Origin of the sequence: Clostridium tarantellae (genome assembly GCF_009295725.1) — a bacterium.
In the GTDB taxonomy this organism is placed as follows: domain Bacteria; phylum Bacillota; class Clostridia; order Clostridiales; family Clostridiaceae; genus Sarcina; species Sarcina tarantellae.
The window spans coordinates 1-19581 of sequence record NZ_WHJC01000034.1 but is presented as its reverse complement, the minus strand read 5'-3'; the positions used below and the strand labels follow the sequence as shown (position 1 = coordinate 19581).

General features: G+C 26.9%; 19 protein-coding genes. 2 read left to right on the top strand and 17 right to left on the bottom strand.

Annotated features, from left to right (window positions below; genetic code table 11):
* Positions 1-236: 236 nt before the first annotated feature.
* The 10 genes from secF to GBZ86_RS04540 form a co-directional block, all read right to left on the bottom strand.
* Positions 237-1115, bottom strand: a complete 879-nt coding sequence (secF, locus tag GBZ86_RS04585) for a protein translocase subunit SecF (RefSeq protein ID WP_152888189.1) — start codon at positions 1113-1115, stop codon at positions 237-239.
* Between the two features lies 1 nt (position 1116).
* On the bottom strand, positions 1117-2367 hold the full coding sequence (gene secD, locus GBZ86_RS04580; RefSeq protein WP_152888188.1) for a protein translocase subunit SecD: 1251 nt from the start codon (positions 2365-2367) through the stop codon (positions 1117-1119).
* Positions 2368-2463: 96 nt separating this feature from the next.
* Complete coding sequence (gene scfB / locus GBZ86_RS04575; protein ID WP_327444080.1) at positions 2464-3831, bottom strand: thioether cross-link-forming SCIFF peptide maturase; 1368 nt, start codon at positions 3829-3831, stop codon at positions 2464-2466.
* A 65-nt stretch (positions 3832-3896) separates the two neighbouring features.
* Entirely contained in the window at positions 3897-4037 is a 141-nt protein-coding gene (gene scfA, locus GBZ86_RS04570; RefSeq protein WP_152888186.1) for a six-cysteine ranthipeptide SCIFF, read from the bottom strand.
* A 210-nt stretch (positions 4038-4247) separates the two neighbouring features.
* Entirely contained in the window at positions 4248-4508 is a 261-nt protein-coding gene (gene yajC / locus GBZ86_RS04565; protein ID WP_152888184.1) for a preprotein translocase subunit YajC, read from the bottom strand.
* 31 nt (positions 4509-4539) lie between these two features.
* The gene (gene tgt, locus GBZ86_RS04560) at positions 4540-5682 is read right to left on the bottom strand and encodes a tRNA guanosine(34) transglycosylase Tgt (RefSeq protein ID WP_152888182.1); all 1143 of its coding nucleotides are present in this window, start codon (positions 5680-5682) and stop codon (positions 4540-4542) included.
* Between the two features lie 58 nt (positions 5683-5740).
* The gene (gene queA, locus GBZ86_RS04555) at positions 5741-6766 is read right to left on the bottom strand and encodes a tRNA preQ1(34) S-adenosylmethionine ribosyltransferase-isomerase QueA (RefSeq protein ID WP_152888180.1); all 1026 of its coding nucleotides are present in this window, start codon (positions 6764-6766) and stop codon (positions 5741-5743) included.
* 21 nt (positions 6767-6787) lie between these two features.
* Positions 6788-7828, bottom strand: a complete 1041-nt coding sequence (gene ruvB, locus GBZ86_RS04550; RefSeq protein ID WP_152888178.1) for a Holliday junction branch migration DNA helicase RuvB — start codon at positions 7826-7828, stop codon at positions 6788-6790.
* A 26-nt stretch (positions 7829-7854) separates the two neighbouring features.
* Positions 7855-8460, bottom strand: a complete 606-nt coding sequence (gene ruvA, locus GBZ86_RS04545; protein ID WP_152888177.1) for a Holliday junction branch migration protein RuvA — start codon at positions 8458-8460, stop codon at positions 7855-7857.
* Between the two features lie 197 nt (positions 8461-8657).
* Positions 8658-9266 carry a hypothetical protein gene (locus GBZ86_RS04540; RefSeq protein WP_152888175.1) on the bottom strand — a complete coding sequence of 203 codons (609 nt, stop codon included), beginning with the start codon at positions 9264-9266 and terminating at the stop codon, positions 8658-8660.
* A 358-nt stretch (positions 9267-9624) separates the two neighbouring features.
* Between GBZ86_RS04540 and GBZ86_RS04535 the strand changes: the two genes are divergently transcribed.
* Positions 9625-11355, top strand: coding sequence for an MFS transporter (locus GBZ86_RS04535; RefSeq protein WP_152888172.1), 1731 nt, complete (start codon positions 9625-9627; stop codon positions 11353-11355).
* A gap of 50 nt (positions 11356-11405) precedes the next feature.
* Here the strand turns inward: GBZ86_RS04535 and GBZ86_RS04530 are convergent, their stop codons facing one another.
* The 6 genes from GBZ86_RS04530 to hflX form a co-directional block, all read right to left on the bottom strand.
* On the bottom strand, positions 11406-12059 hold the full coding sequence (locus GBZ86_RS04530) for a class I SAM-dependent methyltransferase (RefSeq protein WP_152888170.1): 654 nt from the start codon (positions 12057-12059) through the stop codon (positions 11406-11408).
* A 154-nt stretch (positions 12060-12213) separates the two neighbouring features.
* Positions 12214-12951, bottom strand: coding sequence for a YebC/PmpR family DNA-binding transcriptional regulator (locus GBZ86_RS04525; RefSeq protein WP_152888168.1), 738 nt, complete (start codon positions 12949-12951; stop codon positions 12214-12216).
* A 95-nt stretch (positions 12952-13046) separates the two neighbouring features.
* Positions 13047-13703: a YigZ family protein gene (locus GBZ86_RS04520; RefSeq protein ID WP_152888167.1), complete on the bottom strand. Its 657-nt coding sequence runs from the start codon at positions 13701-13703 to the stop codon at positions 13047-13049.
* 5 nt (positions 13704-13708) lie between these two features.
* Positions 13709-15115, bottom strand: a complete 1407-nt coding sequence (locus GBZ86_RS04515) for an aminotransferase-like domain-containing protein (protein WP_152888165.1) — start codon at positions 15113-15115, stop codon at positions 13709-13711.
* 15 nt (positions 15116-15130) lie between these two features.
* Positions 15131-16030: a nucleotidyltransferase domain-containing protein gene (locus tag GBZ86_RS04510; RefSeq protein ID WP_152888163.1), complete on the bottom strand. Its 900-nt coding sequence runs from the start codon at positions 16028-16030 to the stop codon at positions 15131-15133.
* A 175-nt stretch (positions 16031-16205) separates the two neighbouring features.
* Positions 16206-17993 (bottom strand): GTPase HflX, encoded by a 1788-nt coding sequence (gene hflX / locus GBZ86_RS04505; RefSeq protein ID WP_152888161.1) that lies wholly within the window; start codon positions 17991-17993, stop codon positions 16206-16208.
* A gap of 110 nt (positions 17994-18103) precedes the next feature.
* Here hflX and hpt point away from each other — a divergent pair, with 110 nt between their 5' ends.
* Complete coding sequence (hpt, locus tag GBZ86_RS04500; protein ID WP_152888159.1) at positions 18104-18634, top strand: hypoxanthine phosphoribosyltransferase; 531 nt, start codon at positions 18104-18106, stop codon at positions 18632-18634.
* Between the two features lie 125 nt (positions 18635-18759).
* On the opposite strand, the gene yunB is transcribed toward hpt, so the two are convergent.
* Positions 18760-19434: a sporulation protein YunB gene (yunB, locus tag GBZ86_RS04495; protein WP_327444068.1), complete on the bottom strand. Its 675-nt coding sequence runs from the start codon at positions 19432-19434 to the stop codon at positions 18760-18762.
* Positions 19435-19581: the final 147 nt, after the last annotated feature.

Genomic DNA, 19581 nt, shown 5'->3' with positions numbered 1-19581 from the left:
CATATATAAAATTAAAATCTATTGCTCTATCAATTTGTCTAACTTAATGATTTTTAGGCACAAGAGCTTCTAAACTGTTAAATTCAATTTTAAATCTATTATCAGTATTTTTTTTAGTCATCATATTTATCACCCAATATTATTTTATAAGAAAATGGAAAGGCTGTCGACTTTGTCGACAGCCTGAAGCTATTCCTATAAGAATAGCCTTTTAAAATATACTCTTTTTGTTTAAATTATGCTTTTTTTTCTTCTTTTCTTTTATTCTTAGCTTTTCTATTTTTAATAAAACACCAAACTGGACTAGCTATAAATATTGAAGAATATGCTCCACAAGCAATACCAACTATTAATGGAAATGCAAAATCTCTTATTGTTGGAACAAAAACATATACTGCAACAATAGTTATTAGTGTTGTTATTGTCGTATTTATAGATCTTGACATTGTTTGAGTTATACTTGTATCTGCTACTTCAACATATGAAGCACTTCTCATTTTCTTTCTATTTTCTCTTATTCTATCAAAAATTACTATTGTATCATTTATAGAATAACCAACAATTGTTAATATAGCTGCTATAAAAGGTGTATTTACAGTTATTTGGAATATAGCAAATATACTTAATGTTATTAATATATCATGTGCTAATGCTATTATTGAAGCTATTCCAAAAGCAAATTCAAATCTAACAGCTACATATATCAACATAGCTACAACAGCTATTGCTAATGCTATTATAGAGCTTTTAGTTAATTCATTACCTATAGAGCTCCCTATTTCATCTTGAGATACTAATGCCGAATCTTCTAAGCTATATTTTTCTTTTAATTGTGTAAATAATTCATTAAGCTTACTTGAACTTAAATCCTTAGATTTAATTTCTAATTGTGTATTTTCAAGTTTATTAGTAACAGGTTCTACCGCATAGTTTGCTATGATTTCATCTACTTCTGCTTTATTAAAGTCTTTTCCAAAATCAATAACTACCTGAGTACCACCTTTAAAATCTATACCAAAGTTTAATCCCTTTGTAAACATAAATCCTAAACCTATAACTATTATAATAAGTGATGCTGATATCCACCATTTACTTTTTTCAACTACTTTAAGCATTCTATTTACCCCCTTTAACTCTTCCAAATTTTGAAGGTTTATTTAGCATGCCCATTTTAAATGCTAAATTCATAAAGAATCTAGTTACAACTATAGCGGTAAATATACTTATTGAAATACCTATTAATAAAGTTAATGCAAAACCTTTTACTGGACCTGAACCTAAGAAATATAATACTAAGCCTGCTAATAATGTAGTTACATTTGAGTCTATTATAGAACTCATTGCATTATTAAAACCTAATTTTATAGAAGTTCTAATAGATTTTCCATTTCTAAGTTCTTCTTTAATTCTTTCAAATATAAGAACATTAGCATCTACAGCCATGCCTATAGTTAATAATAATGCTGCTATACCAGGTAAAGTTAAGGTAACATCTACAAGTATAAATGCATATAGAACTAATAATATATATACAGTTAATGTTAAACAAGATAAAATTCCTGGAACTCTATAATATAAAATCATAAATAAAAATATTAAAGATATTCCTATTAATCCTGCCATCATAGCATTTGGTAATGCATTCTCACCTAATTGAGCCCCTACTGTTTTAACTGAAACTGCTTTTACTGGTACTGGCAATGCCCCAGCATTTATTATTCCTGAAATCTTTTGTGCTTCTTCCATTGATTTGTTACCTGATATTATTGCTTCACCATTAGTTATTGCCGTATTAACCTTTGGATTTGTTAAAACTTCTCCATCCATTTTTATAGCAATATTTTGTCCTAAAAACTTTTGAGTAGCTTCTGCAAATTTTTTAGTACCTTCTTCATTTAACTTAAGTGTTATTACAGGTTCAGCTGTTTGATGATCAATAGTAACCTTAGACTCTTTAATATCTTTACCATTTAAAATTATGTTATCGTCAGGACCTACAAATGTTAATTCTCCTGTTTTTTCTAAGCTTTCAACAATTCCATTAGAATCATAAGCTCCTGGGATATCAACTCTTACTCTTTTATCACCCTCTGTAGTAACTACGGTTTCAGATACTCCAACTTTATTAACTCTTAAAGATAAAAGCTCCTTTGTTTTAGTCAAATCTTCTGGTGTAACATTATCTCCTTCAATTTCCATTAATACGGATACTCCACCTTGAAGATCTAGTCCTTTAGTTATTACATTATTAAATGTTTTAAACTGATAATCTCCAAGTACAAATCCCTTAAATCCAGCAATAGCTAAAAAAACGATTACTGCAACGGAGATAAAAAATACTATGGAACTTCTTACTTTTGTTTTCATAGTTCTCCCCCTCTGTATTTTATCCTCAATAATTAGATTATATTGGTTTGTTGCCATATAGTCAATATATGGCAACTTTTTTATGATTTTTTTAAATTATTCCATTGTTTTTGCTTTTAATGCTATAGCACATTCTATTCTTTTCTTTTGCATCTCACATCCAATTTCATATGGAATATGAATGTCATTATTAAAATTGAAATTATTAGCTTGGCATCCTCCACTACAATAGAATCTTGCCCAACATTCTTTACATATAGGCTTATTATATATATGAGCTTTTTTAAATGTTTTAGATACTTCTTTTGCTTTTATCCCTTCATCAAGAGTACCTAATAAGAAATCTGTATTACCAACAAATTGATGACATGGATATATTTCTTCATCTGGAGTTATTGCTACATATTCATGTCCAGCTCCACAACCTGCTATTCTTTTATATATACATGGTCCTCCATTTAAATCTATATTAAAATGATAAAATTTAAATGGATTATCATTTTCTTTTGCTCTTCTAACCATTTCAGCATACAATTTATCATATTGCTCAAATATTGTAGGTAGATCTTCTTTTCTTAATGAAAGTTCATGACTATCTGGCAAAACAACTGGTTCTATTGATATTTCATTAAAACCTTCATTAGCAAGAGCCATTACATCCTCAAAGAAATCCGTATTATTTCTTGTAAATGTTCCTCTAGCATAATATTGTTTTGATTCATCTCTTCTTTCTACCATCTTTTTTATATTAGGTAAAATTCTATCATAACTTCCTGAACCATCAAATCTCACTCTAACACTATCATTAACTTCTTTTCTTCCATCAATTGATAAAATTATGTTACCCATATTTTTATCAATATAATCCATTATCTCATCATTTAATAATGTGGCATTAGTAGTCATAGTGAATCTTACTGTTTTACCTTCATATTGTTTTTCTGCTTCTCTAGCATAATCAATTATTTCTTTAATGGTATTAAACACCATTAAAGGCTCACCACCAAATAAATCAACTTCTATATTCTTTATATTTCCAGAATTCTTAAGAACAAAATCTATTGCTTTTTTACCTGTTTCTGCACTCATAGGCTTTCTGCAACCTTTATATTCTCCTTCATCTGCAAAACAATATTTACATTTTAAATTACAATCATGAACTACATTTAAACATAAAGCCTTTATATGTGATTCTGTACTATCATTTGCAGCAACTTCCTCATAAAGATCTTTTGAATATAAATCGCCTTCATTAACTAATTGAAGTAAATCTTCATAAGCCTCTGTAACTTCTTTATTGGAGTATTTTCCTTGAAGCTTTGAAATTAAGTACTCTTTGTCACATAGCTTGTTATTATCCTCAAGCATTTCGTATATAAGTTCATCTACCACATGTAAACTACCTGAATTTACATCTATTACGTAATACTCTCCGTCTTGTACAAATCTGTGAATTAATGACACTTTTGTTTCCTCCTAACTATAATTAAGGCAGTAACTCTTTAGTTACTGCCACCTAAAGTTTATAATTAAATTTCACAAGCTAAGTTTGCTACTGTAGCTGATGTTTTACAAGCTGATTGACATGAATTAGCACACTCTCTGCAATCTGCTGGCTTACATAAGCTCTTTTTTAAACTTGACTTGTTGATTGTTTTTATACGCTTCATTACTATTACTCCTCCATTCAAAACTATCTTTTAACATTATAGCATGTACCTTTTTATTTTAAAAGATTTTTTTGTATTTTTATCTTTAGCAATATTAGTACTTTGCCATTTGTCAATACTTTTTTTATATTTTAAAAACTACAATATTTTTTAATTTTAATCCCCCTTTTTACTACTAATTTTATTAATGTAAAAAGAGGGATATTTTTATTAATCTATTTTTGAACTAATACCTTGTTTTGTTAATTCAATTTTTGTTCTATCAGCACTTGTTTCAATAACTATATTCTCTTCAGTTATTTTTATAATTCTTCCAACTATTCCGCCTCTAGTTAAAACTTTGTCATTAATCTTTAATTCAGTTAACATTTCATCATATTTCTTTTTTCTCTTCTTTTCTGGCACGATTAAAAGTAAATAGAAAACTCCCATCATTGCTATAAAAGGAAGTATTGTGATTAACATGTTCATTATATAATCCTCCTAAATTTATTTTTTATTATTAAGCTCTTCCTTCCCACTCTGCTAATTTCTTAGCTTTAAACTCATGGAAACACCCTTCATCTATTGCTTTTCTTATATCTTCCATAAGCTTATTATAAAAATATAGGTTATGAAGAACACATAATCTCATAGCTAACATTTCTTTAGCTTTAAATAAATGTCTTATATAAGCTCTTGAATAATTTTTACAAGCAGGACACTCACAACCTTCATCTATAGGCTTTTCATCCAGCTCAAATTTAGCATTCATTAAATTTATTTTTCCATTTTTATTAAACACATGACCATGTCTTCCATTTCTAGCTGGTAAAACACAATCAAAGAAATCTACTCCTCTTTCAACAGCTTCTAAAATGTTTGTTGGTGTACCAACCCCCATTAAATATATTGGCTTATCCTGTGGTAAATGAGGAACTACCGCATCTATAACTTTATACATATCTTCATGACTTTCTCCTACTGCCAATCCACCTATTGCATATCCGTCTAAATCCATTTTAGTTATAGTTTTTGCATGCTCTATTCTAATATCCTCATATATTCCACCCTGGTTTATTCCAAAAAGCATTTGTTCTTTATTTATAGTTGAATCTAAAGAATTTAATCTATCCATTTCAACTTTACATCTTTCTAACCATCGAGTAGTTCTTTCAACTGATTTTTCAACATATTCTCTTGTTGAAGGATTAGGTATGCATTCATCAAAAGCCATAGCTATAGTTGATGCTAAATTACTTTGAATTTGCATACTCTCTTCAGGTCCCATAAATATTTTCTTACCATCTATATGAGAATTAAAATAAACTCCCTCTTCTTTTATTTTTCTCATTGAAGATAATGAAAATACTTGGAATCCACCTGAATCTGTTAAAATTGGTCTATCCCAATTCATAAATTTATGTAATCCACCCATTGCTTTTACTACTTTATCACTAGGTCTTAAATGTAAATGATATGTATTTGATAATTCAACCTGACACCCTATATCTTTTAAATCCATTGAAGAAACAGCACCTTTAATAGCTGCCAAAGTACCTACATTCATAAATACTGGTGTTTGTATAGTTCCATGAGGAGTTACAAACTCACCTCTTCTTGCATTACCATCTTTCTTTAGTAAAGTATATCTTTTCTTTGTCAATCTAGTTCACTTCCCTTTTTAATTATTATATAATAAAATTGACTTTTTTTATTTTTACTTATTTTATAAACATAGAGTCTCCAAATGAAAAGAATCTATATCTTTCTTTTACCGCTTCATTATAAGCATTCATTACATTTTCTTTTCCTGCAATAGCTGAAACTAACATTATAAGAGTTGATTCAGGTAAATGGAAATTAGTTATTACAGCATCAACTATTTTAAATTTATATCCTGGATATATAAATATATTTGTCCAACCACTTTGTGGCTTAACTCTTCCATTTTCATCTCCAATAGTTTCTAAAGTTCTTGATGATGTAGTACCTACTGCTATAACTCTCTTTCCATTTTCTTTAGTTCTATTTATTATATCTGCATTTTCTTGTGTTAAATCAAAATATTCCGAATGCATTACATGATTATTTACATCTTCAACTTTTACTGGTCTAAAAGTTCCTAATCCTACATGTAATGTTAAAAATGCAATATTTATTTTTTTATCTTTTATTTGTTGTAATAATTCTTCTGTAAAGTGTAATCCTGCTGTAGGTGCTGCCGCTGAACCTTTTTCTTTTGAATACACTGTTTGATATCTTTCTTTATCTTCTAATTTTTCATGTATGTATGGAGGTAATGGCATTTGCCCTAACTCATCTAATACTTGTTCAAATATTCCTTCATATATAAATTCTATAATTCTATTGCCTTCCTCTGTGACTTCTCTTACAACAGCCTTTAATTTTCCTTCTCCAAAAGTAAAAACAACTCCTGGCTTAGCTTTTTTTCCAGGCTTAGCTAAACATTCCCATTTGTCACCTTCTATTCTTTTTAAAAGAAGAAATTCTATTTTACCACCAGTACCATCTTTCTCTCCAATTAGTCTAGCTGGTAAAACTCGTGTATTATTTAAAACTAAAGTATCACCTTCATTTAAATAATTTATTATATCATGAAAAACCTTATGCTCTACTTCACCGGTTTTTCTATCTAAAACCATAAGTCTAGAAGAATCTCTTTTTTCTAAAGGACATTGAGCTATTAACTCTTCTGGTAAATCAAAATAAAAATCGCTAACTTTCATAATATACACACCTTTTCTAATCTAACTTTCAAACAAATTATATTGCTTAAACTCTCTAGTATTTGTATTGTTTTTAACTCTTCCTAAATGTTTATAAGCTTTATCTGTGGCAACTCTTCCTCTAGGAGTTCTCATTATAAAACCTTTTTGTAGAAGATATGGTTCATACACATCTTCTAAAGTATCTAATTCTTCTCCCACAAAATAAGACAAAGTCTCTATTCCAACAGGCCCACCATTAAAATTATCTATTATAGCTTCTAATATAGTATTATCTACTCTGTCAAACCCTTCACTATCTACTTCTAACATTTCTAAGGATTTTTTTGCAGCCTCTAATGTTATTTCATTATTATATAATACTTCAGCATAATCTCTAACTCTCTTTAGCAGTCTATTAGCTATTCTTGGAGTACCTCTTGATCTTCTTGCAATTTCATAAGCACCTTCTTCTGTAATACCACACCCTAATATGTCCGAGCTTCTAATTATTATTTCCTTTAATTGATCATTAGTGTAATATTCCATAGCACATAATACTCCAAATCTATCTCTTAAAGGTGAACTAAGCATTCCTATTCTAGTAGTAGCACCTATAAGAGTAAACTTAGGTAGATCTAATCTAATAGATTTGCTTGCTGCTCCCTTTCCAATTATTATATCAAGCACATAATCCTCCATTGCTGGATATAATATTTCCTCTACGCTTCTATTTAATCTGTGAATTTCATCAATAAATAAAACGTCATTATTATTTAATGTTGTAAGAATAGCAGCTAAGTCACCAGCTCTTTCTATAGCTGGACCTGATGTTATTTTTAAATTTCCACTCATTTCATTAGCTATTATATTAGCTAATGTTGTTTTTCCTAAACCTGGTGGGCCATATAATATTACATGATCTAATGCTTCATCTCTATTTTGAGCAGCTTTTATAAAAATATTTAATCTTTCCTTAACTTTATCTTGACCAATATACTCATTTATTTTTTCTGGTCTTAAGCTATACTCATTGGATGAATCTATATTTATTTCCTTAGAAGTTACTATTCTATCATCCAAATTTGTTCCCCCCTTATTTTAATATTTTAATTCATAAGTAACTTTAAGCTCTCTTTTATCATATTTTCTATAGACCCTGATTTATCAACTTTATTTATTGTTTTTTCTACTTCTTTTTCTGTATAACCTAAAGCCATTAAAGCTGCTAGTACCTCTTGCATCTTGTAGCTATAATTTTCTTCTATTTCTATACTTTCCATAGTTTTTTTATCTGTACTTATTAAATCTTCTGATTTTAATTTATCTTTAAGCTCTAATATTATTCTTTGAGCTGTCTTTTTTCCAATTCCAGGTGCTCTAGTAATATGTTTTTCATCACCTATTATAATAGAATATTTTAAATTATTCACATTACTTATGGATAATAATGATAATGCAGCCTTTGCACCCACTCCATTTATAGATAATAAAAGTTTAAACATTTCTAATTCTTCTTTAGTAATAAACCCATATAATCCAATAAAATCTTCTCTTACTATTTGTTCAGTATATAGTACTACTTCTTCAGAAACTTTCGGCATATTTGCCATGGAATTTCCAGAAGTAAAGATTCTATATCCTATGTTATATACTTCTATAATAATATAATCTTTATTTATTCCCTTGAATTCACCTTTAATATATTCGTACATATTTATGCCAATCTCCTATATTAATTAACTATACAAAATCTATATAATACTTTAACATGAACCTTAAATATTATCAATATAAAGTAAACTTACCTCAAAGAAAAATTATCCATTTTTAATATAAAAAAGACAATGTCTTTTTATAAAACACTGCCCTTTTATATAAATGTTTTTTTATATTTATTGTTGTTTTAAAATTAACTTGTATATGCACTTAATTCCTCTTCACATTGTTCTCTAGTATCAAATTTTTTATTGAAATTTTTTATTGCTTCTCTATCTCTATCTGGTAATGTTTCAATATTAATAAATGTAATATCTTCTGTTTTTTCTATAATGGCTATTCCATTTTCATCACTTTTAAACATAGCAATACAACCATCCTTTTCACCAATATAATATTTATTAGGTTCTAGTGATGTACTTATCTCTTGATTTCTACTAAATATAATCTCTTGTCCATTCCATGCTACTTTTTCATAGCCCTTTTCTTTTAAAATTTCTTCTAAGCCCTCTACTGTTACCTCATCTAAATGTATTTGTTTCTTATAATCTCCTATAGTAGTTTTATAATCTACAAATACATTCTTATCTGGAGTTTTCCTTGTAAAAACAATGTTAACATCATCTTTTAAAGAAGTTTCTTCTTTATTTTTTGTTTCATTCATTACGCTAGATGTATCTTCCGTATTATAACTATTATAAATAAAAGAAGTAAAATAACTTGCTGAAAAAACAACTAAAGATAAAACAGTAACTATCATAATAGTTATAACTTTATTATTTTTTATTTTATTCCAATTCATATAATCACCTCTAGCTGTGATTATTTACAACTTTTATAAAATTATTCATTTATTGTCAAAAAAGTTTCATTGTTAATAAACAATAAGTTATTTTGTATTTTTGCCTAGTAATAAAATACTTTTATCCATGTTTAATAAATATTATAAAAATTTCGTATAAATATTAATTAGTTGATTAACTTTTAATTAATATTAATTGTAAACAATTTTAATGAAAATTTATTTAAAAATACTATAAAAATAAATCTATTTAAAAATTTATCTAGTTTGAATAATTAATATTTTATAATTATAATTTTAATAAGAAATTAATTATAATTTTTAAAATAAATAAATTTAACAAAGGAGGTCTAATAAAATGAAGAAAAATAGTAAAACATTAATGCTCATTTTATTCCTTTTAGGTATATTCATGGGAGCAATGGATACTGGAATTGCTTCACCAGCTAGAACAGTTATAGCTTCAACTTTTAACATAAGTACTTCTGCTAGTGTATGGATGATTACTGTTTATACTTTAGCTTATGCTGTTTCCATGCCTATAACTGGAAAACTTTCTGATAGATATGGTAAGAAAAAAGTTTATATAATTTGTATCGCAATTTTTGGTATAGGTTCATTACTTTGTGGATTATCTGACGTGGTAGGAAGTTATGAATTTTTAATATTTGCAAGAATAATAGAAGCTCTTGGTGCTGGTGGTATAATGCCTATAGCTACAGCTTATATAGGTGAATCTTTCCCTATTGAAAAAAGAGGTACAGCCCTTGGCTTAGTAGGAGCTGTTTATGGTATAGCTACAGTGCTTGGACCTAGTTTAGGCTCAGGGATTCTTGATATATTTGGATCTAATAAATGGGGATTATTATTTTTAATAAATGTACCAATAAGTATTGCTATAGTTCTAATTGCATTATTTAATAAAGATGAAAGTATTGTTAAACCTAAAGCAAAAATGGATATTACAGGAAGTGTAGTTTTAAGCTTATTAATACTTTCATTAATGTATTCTATAACTAATTTAAATTTTGCAAATCTTTTAGACTCTTTTAAATCTAAAGATGTTTATCCATTTTTAATAGCTTTCTTAATTCTTATTCCTATATTTATAATTGTAGAAAGAAAAGCTGTAGATCCTGTATTAAATTTGAAATTTTTCAAAGATAAAGATATAGTTTTAACTTTAATAGTAAGCTTTATAGTTGGTTGTGCTATGATGTCTTTAATATTTATACCTCAATTTGGTGCTAATGTTTTAAGACTTAATGAAGGTTCTGGTGGATATTTAGTAACATGGATGGCTATATTTACTGGTCTTGCTTCTCCTATAGGCGGAAAATTAATTGATAAATTCTCAGCTAAATTTGTTTTAACTGTAGGATTTTTAACAACTATCATAGGTTGTTTAATATTATCATTAATAACAGCTAAAACTTGTGATCACATTTCTTTATACATAGGATTAATAGCTTTAGGTTTAGGTATGGGTTTCACCATGGGAACACCTCTAAACTACTTAATTCAAGCCTATGTAAAAAAAGAAGAAGCTACCACAGGACAATCTACTGTATCATTAATTAGATCCATTGGGGTTGCTATATCACCTAACTTATTAGTTAACTTTTTATCCGATGCAGGAAAAGAACTCCCTAATAAATTAATGAAAGTTTTACCTCCATTAAATATTCCTGGAATTAATTTAGCTGAAGGTACTGGTAATATGTCTACTAATATGTCACATACTTTTCAAAATGCTAGTGTTAATAATATAGTTGATGTTGTTAAGGAATTTATTTCATCAATGATCCACAATATGCAACCTATGCTTCAACATGAATTAACTGGCAAATTACCTCCTAATATGTCTGTAAATACTTTTATAAATAATTTTACTAACAATTATTTAAATGAAATAGATAAATCTAAATCAATAATAGAATCAACCTTCCAACAAACTTTAAATAATGGATTTGCTCATTTATTTCTTTTTGTTGCGGTATTCGCTTTAGTAGCTTTAGTTTTAACTCAATTTCTATCATCAAAAAGACTTAAAGCTCTAAAACATGATAAAGATAAATCTCAAGTTTAATTTATAAAAAATAAGTAGTTTATCTATTTATAAACTACTTATTTTTTTATTTAAGTTTTTGATATAATAGCTCTAAAACAACTTAATCCTGGATAAATTTCTGATACTAAACACTCCTCAGGAATATTAAAATCATATCCATATTTAAACTTTAAATTTGTATTATCTAATTGTTCTTTAAATTCATTAAGGTTAACTGATGGATAATCCATAGTTAAAATTATTATTCCATTATCTTTTAAACACCGTTTAAATTCATTAAAAGTATTTAATCTATCTGATAAGCTCATATGCTCTAAAACTGAAATACAATATATTTTATCAAAGCTTTTATCTTTATATGGCAAATTACTTAAATTGCATACATCAAAAGTGATTTTCTCTGTATTTCTTAAAATTCTATTATAGGCTTCTTCACCAAAATACTCTTTAACATAAGAAAATACATACTCTCTATCTTTTAATCTTTCATCTAAATCACAACAATATACCTTTTTACAATTTTCAGCCAAGTAATATTTAAAATGATGTTCTATACCGCAAGCTGCATCTAAACATATATCATACTTATCCGCAAATTTTCCTGCCCAAGGATATTCGTATAGTCTACTCCACCATTGCTCACTTATATTATATATAAAATCATTAGTATTATAATCTGTAGTTTTTATAAATCTAGAAAAAGCATCTTCTTTATTAAACATACTTAACCCCTAAAACTTATTAATTCTATATAATATTCCAAAATAGTATATTTGTTATTTTAAAAGTAAAAAGCCACCTTTCAAAATAAATTATAATTTATTCTGAAAGGTAGCTATTAAAAACATTTATTTTATATTAAAACTAAACAGTAGTTTAACCTTCCCATCCTTCTGGAAACTCAGCATTATGATAAACTTCTTGAACATCATCGTCATCTTCAAGTAAATCTAACATCTTTTGGAACTTTTTAGCTGCCTCTTCATCTATAGAAGTATACGTATCTGGTATCATTTTAACTCCAGCTTCTAAGAACTCCATTCCATTTCCTTCTAAGGCTTCTCTTACTGTTCCAAAATCTTCTGGTGCAGTTGTTATAATAAATACTTCATCTTCTGCTGCGAAATCTTCAGCTCCAGCATCTAAAGCCATCATCATAACTTCTTCTTCATCTAATTCACCTTTTTCAATGATGATTTCTCCTTTTTCTTGGAACATGAAACTAACACATCCTGATGTGCCCATATTTCCGCCACCTTTTGTAAAAGCACTTCTTACATTACCAGCTGATCTATTTTTATTATCTGTTAAAGTCTCAACTATAACAGCAACTCCTGATGGACCATATCCTTCATAAACAATTGTTTCGTAGTTTACAGCAGCTCCTTCTCCAGCAGCCTTTTTTATAGCTCTTTGAATGTTATCATTTGGCATATTTGAAGCCTTTGCTTTTGCTATAACATCTCTTAACTTAGCATTACCATCTAAGTTTGCTCCACCTTCTTTAACTGCAACAGCAATTTCTTTACCTATTTTAGTAAAGATTTTTCCTCTCTTTGCATCCATTTTACCTTTTTTAGCTTGAATATTATGCCATTTTGAATGTCCTGACATTTTAATTCCTCCTAACTTTATGTAAAAATTATTACTTTAATTTTTCTCGCAATACTTGCTTATTATATCATAGTAGCAATATCCATTCAACTTAGCTATTCATCTATATCTGCATATAATCTATAGTCTTCTTTAAAGTAAATCCCTTCCATATCAACAGAAATTTTTGCTTTTCCACTTGTACTTTCTATAACTTCATTTTTTATGTTTTCTAATATTAATTCTTCTGCTAATATATATAATTTTACTCCATCAGTAAATTCAGTATCCTCTATATGCCAATTATTTTGTCCACATAAATATTGGATTTTACCATATAAATCATAATCAATATCTATACATATTCTTGCACCTGAAACTTTTTCTACAATACCTGATGCCTTAACTGCTATAGCAGCCCCCTTAGTATAAGCTCTAGTAAGACCTCCAGCTCCAAGCATTATTCCACCAAAATATCTAGTTACTACAATTGCACAATCTGTTATTTCATTTTTTTTAATAACTTCTAATATAGGAATTCCAGCAGTTCCTTGTGGTTCTCCATCATCACTATATCTTTGAATCCCCATATTTTGTCCTACTACATAAGCATAACAATTATGAGTAGCATCTTTATGCTTATTTTTTATTGATGTTACAAATCCCTTTGCTTCCTCTTCAGTAGTAACTCTTTTAATATATCCTATAAACAAAGATTTCTTTTCTTCAAAACTATCTTCTGTGGTTTTTTTTACAGTTATATATTTCTTCATTCATCCTACCTGCCTTTTAAAATTTCATATATATTATTTATACCTTTATCTATATTTTTATAATCTAACTGTGAAAATCCTAATCTAAAACTCCACTCTCCATCTTTAGCATTATGAAAAAATATCACTCCTGGAGTTATTATAGTATTTTTTTCTTTTAATTTATAAAATAATTCTTTAGATGTTACATTAAGATTTTTATTTATATTAAGAAATAAATTTAAGCCTCCTTTAGGCTCATGAAATGTAACTAATCCATTTAATCTTTCCTTTATTAATTTCACTACATAATTATACCTATTAGAATACTCCCTATTTAAACACTTTATATGATCAACCCAATAACCTTTAGTTATATATTCATTTAAAGCTCTTTGCATCAAACTAGAAGTTGATATATCTGTGCTTACTTTTGATGCATGTAATATTTCATTAAACTCTGTTGGTGCTAATAAGTATCCTATTCTTATTCCTGGTAAAAATATTTTTGAAAAACTTTTGATATATATAACTCTTTTAGAATCTAAACTTCTATAAGGCAAATATTCAATTTCATCATCATATATAAGCTCTGATAAATAATCATCTTCTATAATATAAAAATTATATTTGTATGCTAGCTCAATTATTTTTTTCTTTTTCTTTAAAGAACAACTCACTCCCGTAGGATTTTGAAAATAACTCATAGTATAAAAACACTTAACTTTATATTTTTTTATTAATTTTTCTAAATACTCTATATTAACACCATCATTTTCTATAGGCACTTGTAGAACATTAGCTCCTCTTAACTTTAAAACTGTTAATGCCCCACTATAAGTTGGCTTTTCAACTATTACAGCTTCATTTATATTTATTAAAGCCTTAGCTACTATATCTATACCTTGTTGAGCACCAGATATTATTAACATATTATCCAAACAATTTTTACCATTCCAAAAATTATTATTTATACTTTCTCTTAAACTTTTATATCCTAGTGAATCATTATAAGTTAAAGCATCAATTCCATCTCTTGTTAAAACTTCATTAAAAACTTCTCTTAAAGTCTCTACTTTAAAAAAATTGGTACTGGTTGTCTCTCCAGTAAAATCTATAAAATCTTTTAATTCTCCTGAAGCTATTTTATTAAAAATATCTTTATATTCATTTTTCAAATTTTTTACTGCTTCTTTTCTTCTTGCATAAGAACCACTACCTTGAACTTGATATATATAACCTTCAGTAGATAACTTTTTATAAGCATTTATTACAGTTATTTTATTTACTTTTAAATATTTAGATAAAATTCTAATAGTAGGTAATTTTTCACCATCTAATATTTCTTTACATTCAATTAGTTCTTTTATTTTATTATAAATATCTATGTACTTAGAACTATCCTCTGTAAATTTTATAGTATATTTCTCCATAAACCTCTCCCTTAATTAATGAGATTTTATTAAATAAACTTTCTCATTAACCATTTTATCACCAGATATTGATTTATAATCTCTAAGTTCTTTATAAAGGATTCCTTTTTCCACTAACTCTAATAAAATTTCTTCAAATTCTATACTAAATCCTTCAAATAAACTTGAATTTTTTATTTCATAAGAACTAAAATAAATATCTTTATCTCCCATATAATCTAATAATATTTTACAGGCTCTTTTTAAATTTAGATTTAAAAATTCTTCAACATATAAAAGTACTTTATTTACATTTTCTTCACAAACATTTTGTAATAAATTTCTTAACAATTGATCAAATTTATTATTTAAATTCATAACCATAGTACTAGATACTTTACTAACTAAATATCCATTTATATTAAGATATAGTTTACTAAAATCTTCTACAACATCCATCAAAATCATGAAAGAACTATAACTTTTCCTATTGTAAATACATTTTTTACAGGCATTTATATTTTTTAAAAGAGAACCTAAATAAACCAAATTCCATCTTTCTCTATTTAAGTCACTATAATGCTTAGCTTCAATGAATTTTTCTGTTATTTCATTATCTTTTGAAGTTATGAGTTTAGATGAGATAAATTTTCTATGAATGGTACTACCTCCTATATTGCCCTTGGTAAAATTAAAAAATTCTTCTTTTGATAATATTCTCATATGCATAGGTATACCATTATCTTCACCATATATATCATTTATTCCATTAATGTTTTTATCTACAACTACAAATAAATCAACATCAGAATTTTCCCATATATCTCCTGTTATAATGCTTCCAAAAACACTTACTGCTAACACATCAGAATTTTCACTTAAAGTCTTAATTATTGAATTAAACGCCTTCTGATATTCTATAATTTTCTTACTCAAAATAACCGTCCCTTCTTTAATATAATTTTTATCTCACTTTTAAATTATTATAGTCTTTTTCTTATTAAGTTTCTACTCTTGTATATTATCAAAATACTTCTTTTGTAAATATAGTTCTTATGACAAAAGGCTCTTCAAAAAAATATTTTGAAAAGCCTTTAAAAGCAAATTTATTTTAAATTTCAAATTCTTTACACTTATTTAATATTTCCTCATCTACATCTGCTTTTATATAGGTTCCATCTTCCCTATATTCTTCTTCTAAAACCTTTCCGTTTCTATGTAAAAAAGCAACTGTTTGTTGATTAGTGTATGGTATTAAATATTCTTTTGTTTCAAGAGTATAAGGTAATTCTATACTTATTTCTTTTAATAATAAATCTAAATTTATTCTTTCTACTGCTGATATTTCAATAATTTTATACTTATTTGAATACAATTCTCTAAGCTCATTTAGCTGTTCTTCCGTTAATATATCTATTTTATTTAAAACTAATAATGTTGGTTTATCAGCTGCACCTAATTCTTCTAAAACATTTTCTACAGCGCTTATTTGTTCTTTCACATAGGGTGATGAAGCATCCACTATATGACATAATAAATCTGAAAAAATTACTTCTTCTAATGTAGACTTAAAAGCCTCTACTAATTCATGAGGAAGTTTGTTAACAAATCCTACAGTATCTGTTAATGTTACAACTCTATTATCTAAAAGATTAATAGCTCTAGTAGTAGTATCTAAAGTAGCAAATAACATATTAGCTTCAAATACTTTTTCCTTAAATTGATTATCTCTAGAAGCAGCTATATCACATAATGTATTTCTTAATGTAGATTTTCCTGCATTTGTATATCCAACTAATGATACTTGAGGTATATTTTGTTTATTTCTTTTTTCTCTTTGAACTTCTCTAGTTTTCTTTATTTTTTTTAACTCATCATTAAGATCATAAATTCTTTCTTTTATGTGTCTTCTATCAGTTTCTAATTTTTTCTCTCCTGGACCTCTTGTTCCAATTCCTCCACCGGTTCTAGAAAGTACTGTTCCTAGACCCATTAGCCTTGATGCTCTATATTTTAATTGTGCAAGCTCTACTTGAATTTTAGCTTCTCTTGTTTTAGCTCTTCTAGAAAATATTTCTAAGATTAGCGTGGTTCTATCTATTACTTTTACACCTAAATTAGCTTCTAAATTTCTAACCTGTGCACCGGATAATTCATCATCAAAAATAATTAAATTAGCTCTCAAACTTTGTCTTAAATTTGATATTTCTTGAACCTTACCTCTTCCTATATAAAAAGCTGGATCAATTTTACTTCTATTTTGAAATACCCTATCTAAAACTGGTATATTACATGCTTCTGCAAGTTCTTCAAGCTCTTTTAAGCTTTCATCAGTATCACAACCAACTAATATAGCTTTTTCGCTATCATCTTCTTCTACATTACTTTGCTTTATTATTGATTCTATATGAGTTATTTTATCTAGAACATTTAACCCTAAACATTTATCTATTGATAAATGTGGATACTCTTCACAAATTAATATTTCATTTTCTACAAAGCAAAATCCTAAAGATACATCTTTAACTTTTCCATCATCTATTGCTATAGCCATTATTGCATCTAGCTTTAACTTTAATAAAGCTGATATGTCTAAAGCAGATAGTCTACAAATTCCATTTGGATGGGTATGTATGATTCTTACTCCTGATAATTTTTTCTCATAAATATCCATAAGAGGAACTTCAACACTAGTGGAATCTCCAATAGCAACTCCAGTTACTCTTCCTTTTCTATCTATGGCCACACTTACTTCTCTTTCAATGTGATTGGAAATCCTTGTTATAATTTCTACAATATCTTCCGTGCAAATCGAATATTTAGGAACATTAATTTTATATATATTCTCTAACTCATTAAGTATAGATTTTCTTATTCCCTCTACATTTCCGTATATCATAAAATAATCACCTCTTTTTTATAATTTGTCATTCTTGACAAGTTGCATTTAATTTTATACTATAAATACAATATTGTAAACAACACACATTACCTATTAGGAGGATTACTATGGAGGATAAGAAAAGAAACATTCTTCTTTCTGAAAATCAAATTAAAGAGAGAATTGAGGAAATAGGAGCTATACTAACAAAAGACTACGAAAATAAAAATTTATATGTACTTTCTTTATTAAGAGGAAGTTTTATATTTGCTGCTGATTTAGTACGAGCTATAGATACAAAAACACAAGTAGGTTTTATGACAACTTCAAGTTATGGTCATGCTGAAGAAAGCTCTGGAAAAGTAAATGTAGTAAATGATATACCAGACAATATTAATGGATTAGATGTTTTAATAGTAGATGATATAATAGATACTGGAATTACTATGAATTTTGTAATAGAACATGTAAAATCATTAGGTGCTAAATCTATTAAAACTTGTACTCTTTTAGATAAACCTTCAAGAAGAACTGTTAATGGTTTAAAACCTGATTATTGCTGTTTTGAAATAGCTGATTTGTTTGTAGTTGGTTATGGATTAAATTATGGAAATTATTATAGAAATATTCCTTACATATTTAATTGGGAAAATAACTAATATTATTTTTTAAAATATTAAGCATAGTATATATTTAAACAAAAATTTATCTTTTTAAAATATACTATGCTTTTTCAATAAATAAAATTTGAAAATTCCTTAATATAGAAAGCAAATTATCTATGTTATTTATTTTCAAAAATATCTGATCCTAAAGATGTTCTTGGTATTTCTCCTACAATTATGGTTTCAGAAACAGGAATTTCATTTTTCACTTGTACTTCTCTACTATCTAATGGAAGAATTATTTTCAAGTCAGTTTTTACAACAATATAAATTTTATGTCTAGTTTGATTTATTCCTGCTGATTCAAATGTAGAGTCATAACTAACATCCACCCTTCCTATAGGCTCCATTTTAACTGTAATAGTAGGACCAAAATAAGACATAATATTATTTTTAGTTATATATCCAATAGGAATTTTAACTCCTATTGAACCAACTTCTTTTATTTCTTGTTGAGATTTAATAGCTACTTCTGTGGCTAATGTATTCAACTTTACTGTATCAGCTTTAATCATTGTTATATTACCTTTATTATCTTTATCTATTTCAATAATATCTTCATAATCAAATTTTTTTTCATATACATTAGCAATATTTTTATTAATAATCTCTATAGTTTTTGCTCTCATTTCAGAATCTGCTACTAACATTACAGTTGGAGAAACTACTTTATCAAAGTAATATATAAATGAAATTAGTGCAATAATTATAGTAATGGTAGCTATTATAAAAATTCTCTTAATTAATTTAAATTGTATTTTTTCTTTATTATTTGAGATTTTTCTGTAATACACTACTTCACCTTCTTTGTTTATGTAATTTTGATTTACTATTGATATTATTATGCTATAATAATATATATTATTTCTTAATTTTTTTACCAAAATTCGCTATTATATTTATTAATTTAATAAATATTTATAATAGTAATCATGTTTATT